Source organism: Flavobacterium sp., assembly GCF_027533505.1.
Lineage (GTDB): Bacteria > Bacteroidota > Bacteroidia > Flavobacteriales > Flavobacteriaceae > Flavobacterium.
Window position 1 is genome coordinate 1 of the sequence record NZ_JAPZUB010000036.1, and the last position, 7,949, is coordinate 7,949.

The 7,949-nt window shown below is 42.5% G+C and carries 4 protein-coding genes; 2 read left to right on the forward strand and 2 right to left on the reverse strand.

The window, feature by feature from the left end:
* Positions 1-4,034: choice-of-anchor L domain-containing protein (locus O9316_RS08285; protein WP_298347109.1), on the reverse strand; the 4,034-nt coding region annotated here is incomplete at its 3' end.
* Between the two features lie 131 nt (positions 4,035-4,165).
* On the opposite strand from O9316_RS08285, the gene O9316_RS08290 reads away from it, so the two are divergent.
* On the forward strand, positions 4,166-5,059 hold the full coding sequence (locus O9316_RS08290; protein ID WP_298205021.1) for a NifU N-terminal domain-containing protein: 894 nt from the start codon (positions 4,166-4,168) through the stop codon (positions 5,057-5,059).
* Positions 5,060-5,062: 3 nt separating this feature from the next.
* Positions 5,063-6,823 carry a DUF885 family protein gene (locus tag O9316_RS08295; RefSeq protein WP_298205022.1) on the forward strand — a complete coding sequence of 587 codons (1,761 nt, stop codon included), beginning with the start codon at positions 5,063-5,065 and terminating at the stop codon, positions 6,821-6,823.
* A 26-nt stretch (positions 6,824-6,849) separates the two neighbouring features.
* On the opposite strand, the gene O9316_RS08300 is transcribed toward O9316_RS08295, so the two are convergent.
* On the reverse strand, positions 6,850-7,596 hold the full coding sequence (locus tag O9316_RS08300) for a hypothetical protein (protein WP_298205023.1): 747 nt from the start codon (positions 7,594-7,596) through the stop codon (positions 6,850-6,852).
* Positions 7,597-7,949 lie beyond the last annotated feature (353 nt).

A 7,949-nucleotide genomic window follows, 5' to 3' on the forward strand; every position in this document is an offset into this window, starting at 1 on the left:
AGTGCATTTTGAGGCACCAAGGCATCGGCTTGCGAGGTGTAGTAGGTAACACTTTGCTGTCCTGCGGGCAAACTACCCAAGACTTGTGGGGTAACCACCGCGTTTAAATTAAAGACGGCAATCCCGTCGGTGTTGTCATCACACAAGGCGTAATCAGCTACAGCACTAGCCACCGGCTTAGGATGCACAATCAGTGAAAGGGTGGTCAAGGTGGGACAGTTGGGCGCTAGGGGGTCGAACACCCGAATATAAATCGTTTGTTGGTCAAAATCGTTGTTGCAAAACGGCTGGTTGGGCGCAATGGGATTAAAACCTGTTTGCGCATCGGTGGGCGTTAAGTGGTAACTCACCTGCACGTTGGGATTGGTGGTGATCTCCGGAGTCTTGGTGCCCAACACAAAAGTACAGGCCACCCCATCGTTGTTGTCGTCACACACTTCATATGCGGTGGGGGTGTTGGCCGTGGGGGCGGTGATTGGATTCACGGTGGCAATACTACTATCGGATATACAAGGAGCATTACCAGAAACGGTGTAAGTAAACGTACTTGGAGTCGCATTAAATCCAGGAATAAATGTTCCAGCGGCTGCATTAAATGTGCCGCCTGTACCGCCTGTTCGTATCCATGAACCACCTACCTGCTCACCCGTAATTATATCGGCTAAGTTGATGGGGGTTGTTGATTGACAAATCGTTAACGAACCGTCAATTCCTGCATTGGGAGCAACTGAAATAGAAACCGTTGCTACACTTGAATCAGGTCCACAAGGAGGAGTGCCATTGACTGTATAGGTAAATGAACTTGTGGTAGCACCAACTGCAGGAGTATATGTCCCTGCTAAAGCATCAAAAATACCGCCTGTTCCTGTGGTACGAGTCCAAATCCCTCCAGGTTGTTCTCCTGTGATGAGGGAAGATAGATTGATTGCCGCGGTACTTGTTTCACAAACCGCAATAGAACCGTCATTCCCCGCGGTAGGCTGAATATTGACTGTAAGCGAAGCAACACTACTATCCGCAATACATGGAGCCACACCACTTACGGTGTATGTAAAACTACTTGAAGTGGTTGTTAAGGAGGGGGTAAAAGTACCTAAAGCGGCATTAAACGTTCCTCCTGTACCGGTTGTTCTTGTCCATGTTCCACCGGTTTGCTCCCCAGAGATTAACGTAAATAAATCAATAGTTGATGTGCTAATGTTACAAATAGTTAATCCTCCATCAATACCCGCTTGTGGTTGGGGCTGAATTGTAACCACTACTTCACTAGAGTCATTAGCACATGGTGTAGTTCCCGTTAAAGTGTACGTAAACACGCTTGATGTTGCACCGAGAGCAGGAGTGAATGTACCTGCCGCCGCATTGAAAACACCGCCAGACCCTGAAGTTCTTGTCCAAATCCCTCCCGTTTGTTCTCCTGTGATTAAAGAAGATAAATCTATAGCTAAAGTACTCGTTTCACAAACGGTGGTGGCACCATCAACCCCAGCATTGGATTGTGGGACTATGTTTACAGAAGCCACGCTTGATGAAGGTACACAAGGAAGGATTCCAGGAATGGTGTAGGTAAACGAACTAGAAGTAGCACCTACTGTTAGCGTAAAAGTACCCGCCGCAGCATTGAAAACTCCTCCTGTACCAGTTGTTCTTGTCCAAACACCTCCAGTTTGCTGACCTGAAATGACTGTGTTTAAATTTATTGTTGACGGATCGTTGCTACAAATAGAAACCGATCCATTAGTACCCGCATTAGGCTGTGAAACAACTTCTACAGTGGCAACACTACTATCGTCTACACAGGGTGCTGTTCCCACAATTGTATAGGTAAATGTGCTTGTAGTAACTCCTAAACCGGGTGTAAATGTTCCCGCGGCTGCATTAAAAACACCGCCCGTACCTGTAGTTCGAACCCATGTTCCCCCCGTTTCTTCTCCAGAAATTAAAGAGAATAAATTGATGGTAGTAACACTTGTTTCACAAATTTGAATTTGTCCATCAAGACCTGCATCAGGTTGCGGATTAATTATCACAGAAGCAACACTTGAATCATCAAGACAAGGAGGTATTCCATTTACTGTATACGTAAAGGTGCTCGTTGTACTTCCTGCGGTTGGAGAAAATAAACCCGCTGCCGCATTGAAAACACCTCCAGTACCGGTTGTTCGAACCCATGTACCCCCTGGGTCTTGACCCGAAATGAGGGTATTTAAATTAATTGTAGCTGTATTGGTTTCACAAAGGGTAATTGCCCCATCTGCCCCTGCATTCGCTCCGTCATTGACTACTACTTGTATCAATTGATTAGGACGACAGGTTGCATCGGATGGCGTAGGATTTAATATAGCATACACATAATACATACCGGGTGTATTGGGCAAAGAGCCTGTTGCACCTAACACCCCTGCATCATATGTAGCCACACCAGCAGCAGGAGTTACTGTCCCTAATACAGTGCCTCCAGAGTACATGGCATCACCCGTCTGAGGGGCGTTGAAGTAAACAAACTTGATGGAATTTGCTGCTGTAGCATTGGTAGTCACGCTAAATACTGTTGGGTCAGTGCCCTCACACAGTACTTGGTTACTCGAAGGATTTGTAATGGTTTCACATACCGCAGCATAATTTAAAGTAAACGTACGAACCGTTAAACAAGGGTATGTTCCAAATTGATCATATACTAAAGCATAAATTGTTTGTCCATTAGACAAAGACGGATAGGCATTAATGTTGGTTATTTCATTTTGCTGATTTTGCAAATCTGCTAGACTTGTATAATAACTCACCGCAAAATCCCCAGGATTTGGAATTCCATTCAATATCAAAGGTGTGTTTGTGGTAAGATTAAAAATGGTATTTAATCCCACATTAAATAAATCCAATGGTGTTCCAGCGGGTAGTGGTGGAAACTCCTCCACTAAGAACGTGTTGGCAACGGGTATTTGACAACCTCCTGGCGCAATTACTTCAACCGAATACGTCCCTGCTTGTGTTACGGTAAGCACATTTGAAGGGCCTGATTGCACCAAAGTTGTTCCGTTGAACCAATTGTAAGTGGCTCCGGGAATCAAAGTGCCGACAACAATATCTTGAGGACTACCCGCACACAAAGCCGTACCTGCTGCCAAGGTAAATCCGGGCAACCCCCCTGTTGTGGGATCAGAGGCAATTTCTAATTCTCCGATATCAAAACTCCCTCCTGCTAGAAAAACAGCTGAATCAAATGCATTATCATTTCTATCGCCAATAACTAGCTTAATATGATAAGTGTCGCCGGGTACAACTGCAGAGGAAGCGGTCATGCGGACGGTATGCCCATTGAAATTTGTAGCCGTAATGGCAGGACCCACAACATTATATACTCCAAAGAAATTTTGATTGACCGATCCACAAGTGGTATTGTAAGCGTCACTTCGAATCGTTGTCACCGATATGGGATCGGTTGTGTTAGGGACGAGAGCTAAGTTGGTGACAGGTGTTCCTTGTGTTGTGTTTTGTAAAAAAAACGCAAAGGCATCCGAATAATCACATTGAAACGTTCCATATTCCTCCGAGGCAAATAAAAAGTCAAAACTCATACTGTTGGCAAAAGGAACAAAGTCAAATTCCAGGATTGTTGCATTATTATAACTATCTAACTGAGGATCTATCCCCAATGCAGTTATATAGTCAAAAAGCTCGGTATCCCCAGGCCATGTAAAAGCACCGTTACTTTGCGTATTGGCATTAGGACCGGCAGCCGCAGTAGCCCTACCCGTACTCAAAATTACTCCGTTGGCCAATGGAAAAGTGGTATTCACATTGGTAAAATAACCAATTCCGTTATCGGGTTGCCCCCCTGTTACAGAACCAAAGTTTGTTCCCGTACTCCAAGTCACATTAGTGATGGTCCCCACACAAGCAGCGCCACCTGACCCCCCCGAAAAAAGAACTTGGCTAACTAATTGAGGAACAGTATATGTGTTTAAGTCAACATTAATGGCTTGTGAGAATCCTAGTTGCATTCCCAATAAAAAAAGAAGTAATTTTCCTCTCATTCGAAATCGTATTTGAACAAAAAAACGGTTCTTCTGAAACGGTAATTTTGTTAATTAATTGTTTAAAACTTCAAATATAAAGATTCTCAAAAAATAACTTTGTTAAATTTGCAGAAATTAGCCTTAAACACATGAAAATTACGATAAAAGAAACCCAAAATCCTACGATTTTAAAATTTGAATTTTCTGATTTTTTAACCCGCGGAAAAAACTATGAATTTAAAAATATTGACGAAGCCCAGAATTCTCCGTTAGCACAAAAATTGTTCTACCTTCCTTTTGTGAAAACAGTTTATATTTCTGGAAATTTTGTGGCTATTGAACGGTTTAGCATTGTCGAATGGGCCGATGTGCAAGAGGAAGTTGCTGAGCAAATTGAAAACTTCTTAGCGCAAGGCGGAAAAGTGCTCTTGGAGGATACGGCTCCAAAAAAGATTCCGATTTCTGTCTATGGCGAAACCACCCCGAATCCGGCTACCTTAAAATTTGTCGTCAACCGAAAAATCACTCCGCAAGCCGTCGAATTTAAAAATATTGATGCCACCAAAGTATCCCCCTTAGCGCAAGCTTTGTTTCAATTTCCATTTGTAAAAGAATTGTTTTTTGACGAAAATTACATCTCTATTACCAAATACGATATTGCCTCGTGGGATGAAGTGACTCTGGAATTGCGTACGTTTATCAAAGAATATATCGAAAACGGAGGCGTCGTTGTAGAGGAAAACCTTTTGGAACAAGCCCCACAACAGGAAAAACAGCAAATCAAAAATTTTGATCATCTGGATACCACCTCACAACAAATCATCAACATCTTGGAAGAATATGTAAAACCAGCCGTTGCAGCCGATGGAGGCAATATTCTTTTTGATTCGTTTGATGAACATTCGAAGCGTGTAAAAGTGGTATTACAAGGCTCCTGCAACGGTTGCCCCTCCTCTACTTTCACGCTTAAAAATGGCATTGAAAATATGTTGAAAGATATGCTTAAAGATCCCGAAATCGTGGTTGAAGCACTAAATTCGTAACGCATGAAAAAAATAACTTTCCTGTTACTCTTGGGTTTCATTGGCTTGATTGGCTGTCAAAAAAACAAGACCGCCGTTGATTTTTCAAAAATTACGCAAACCTATTTTGAAGGCAAGAACCGTCTTAATCCATTAGATGCAACGGTTAATGGTCAATCGAAATTCAACGACCAATTGCAGTTTGAAATGACCGAGCATTATCGAAAAGCACAACAAGAATTTTACACGGAAACCAAAGCCCAACTTGAAAATGTAGACTATGAATCGTTAACGGCTGAAGAAAAAATAAGTTACGATATCATTCTATGGGAAGTTGCTGTAGGAGAGGAACTTTTGAAACATCCCTCGCATTATCTTCCTCTCAATCAATTCTCGGGAACGCATTTGACTATGGGGCAGTATGCTGGCGCAGAAAGTGCACAACCTTTTAAAAATGAAAAAGATTACCGCAACTTTTTACGCCGCATGGAATTGTTTGCTGTGTGGATGGATTCGGCGCAAGTGGCCATGAAAAAAGGAATGAAAAAAGGATACGTGCTTCCCAAAGCATTGACCGAAAAATTGATTCCTCAGTTTGAAGCCATGGTTACCGAAAAGCCGGAAGACCATTTGTACTTCACCGCCATCACAAAACTACCTGCAACCCTAGATGCGGCTACGCAACAAAAACTGACCAAAGCCTACCGCGAAACGATTCAAAACCAATTGGTTCCCTCATTTCAACGAATGGTTGCTTTCTTGAAAAACGAATATCTGCCACAAACGCGCAAAAGCAGTGGCATCGGAAGTTTAGAAGGAGGAAAAGAATGGTATACCGCTCTAGCCAAACAATGGACAACAACGACCAAAACCCCCGATGAAATTCACCAATTGGGACTACAAGAGGTGGCGCGTATTAAAAAGGAGATGGAAAAAGTAAAAAACCAAGTAGGTTTCAAGGGGAGTATCATCGAATTTTTCGATTTCGTTCGCAACAAAAAAGAGCTCATGCCTTTCACATCGCCTGACGAGGTAATTGCCAATTTTGAAAAAATTCACTCCACTATCAAACCCCATGTGGATAAGTTGTTTTCCTTACAGCCTAAAACCCCTTTTCGCGTGAAACGCACGGAAGCTTTTCGTGAAAAAACAGCCAGTGCCGAATATGTACAAGGCGCCATCGACGGATCACGCCCTGGCACCTTCTATGTACCCATTCCCGACGTGACCAAATACAATTACTATGGGGATGAAGATTTGTTTTTACACGAAGCCATCCCCGGACACCACTTTCAAATATCGTTGCAACAAGAAAATAAAAGTCTCCCCGACTTCCGCAAATTCAATTGGTTTGGCGCGTATGGAGAAGGTTGGGCGTTGTATACCGAAAGTTTAGGATTTGAACTGGGCTTGTACCGCGATCCGTATCAGTATTTTGGTATGTTGAGCAGCGAAATGCACCGCGCTATCCGTTTGGTCGTCGACACCGGAATACATACTAAAGAGTGGACACGCGAACAAGCCATCGCGTATTCTTTGGCTAACGAAGCCGAAAGTGAAGCGAGTATAATCGCCGAAATCGAGCGTTATATGGCGATCCCCGGGCAAGCACTATCCTATAAAATTGGGCAACTCAAAATTATGGAACTGCGTAAAAAAGCCGAAAAAGAAATGGGACAACGCTTTGATATCAAAAAATTCCATCAAATCGTTTTGGAATCAGGAGTGATGCCGTTGGCCTTGTTGGAACAAAAAGTACAACGTTGGATTGATTCCACAAAATAAACGAAAAGCCCCAATCGGGGCTTTTTTTATGGTTTCATCTTCTCTTCCACTTTTTTGAAATCAATGGCTTTGCCGTCGATGTCGTAAAATTGATACCGGTATTTGAGTTTCCCGTTGAGTTCTTCAATATCGACATGCATTTGGTAAAACCCGCCATTCCACTCCAAAATTAGGTCAAAATAATAATCGCCCACCCCAAAGCTGGAGGGTAAATTACAGACATAGACTTGTTTTTTGGACTTTAAATTGAGTGTTGGAATTTCCACATTTTGGTACGCCCCCACATCTTCCGTGCTAAAGGTGCGGCCCATGTAGGTGTAATCTTTTGCTTTCTTTTTGCGGCCAGCGCCGTTTTCGGTGTAAATATCTTTAATGGAAAAGATAACATCCTTTAACGAAAATTTCCCCGTATTCACCAAATTAAATTTAAGTTGATGAATGTACGTCAACCGCTCCCCTTTTTTTCGGGCTTCATTGACTTCACGCGATTCACTAAGATCGGTGTCGGTGATTTCTACAATCGGAATGTTATCGGAGGCAATTTGGGTTTCGAGATTGGGTTTGGCGTCGTCTAACTTTGTTTCGGTTTCGACCAATTTCTCCTTTGTATCTTCAATTTCGCCTTTGATATCTTCAATTTCACGACGGGCACGATCCACTTTCAATTCGCCCGTTTCCTGCTTGGTTTTGGCGACTTCGTTGGAACTGTATAAATAAAATAAAGCGCCTGTCACAAGGACAATGCCTATAAATGCTACTACTAATGCAATCATAACGGTACTCTTTTTCATAAACCCTGTGCGGAATGGTACAAAAATAAGTAAGCTTTTGATAATGCAACCCTTTACAACGATAAGTTCTTAACAGAAAAATGAACGGAAAGGAGTTGGTATAAGGAGAAAGAATCTAAAATAAAAACGGAAGATAGCACTCCCGAATCGTTCCTCTCGGGATAAACTATACTTCGGGGGAACCTACACGCAAAAAAAAAGAAGCCGTCTCACAACTTGAGACGGTTTTTTTTTACGTTTTTTCTTGCATAAAAGAGTTGCAATTTGTATATTTATATCTGATTTACAGATGATTAGACATGAATTTCAAACACTACAATCAACGTCAAACCACA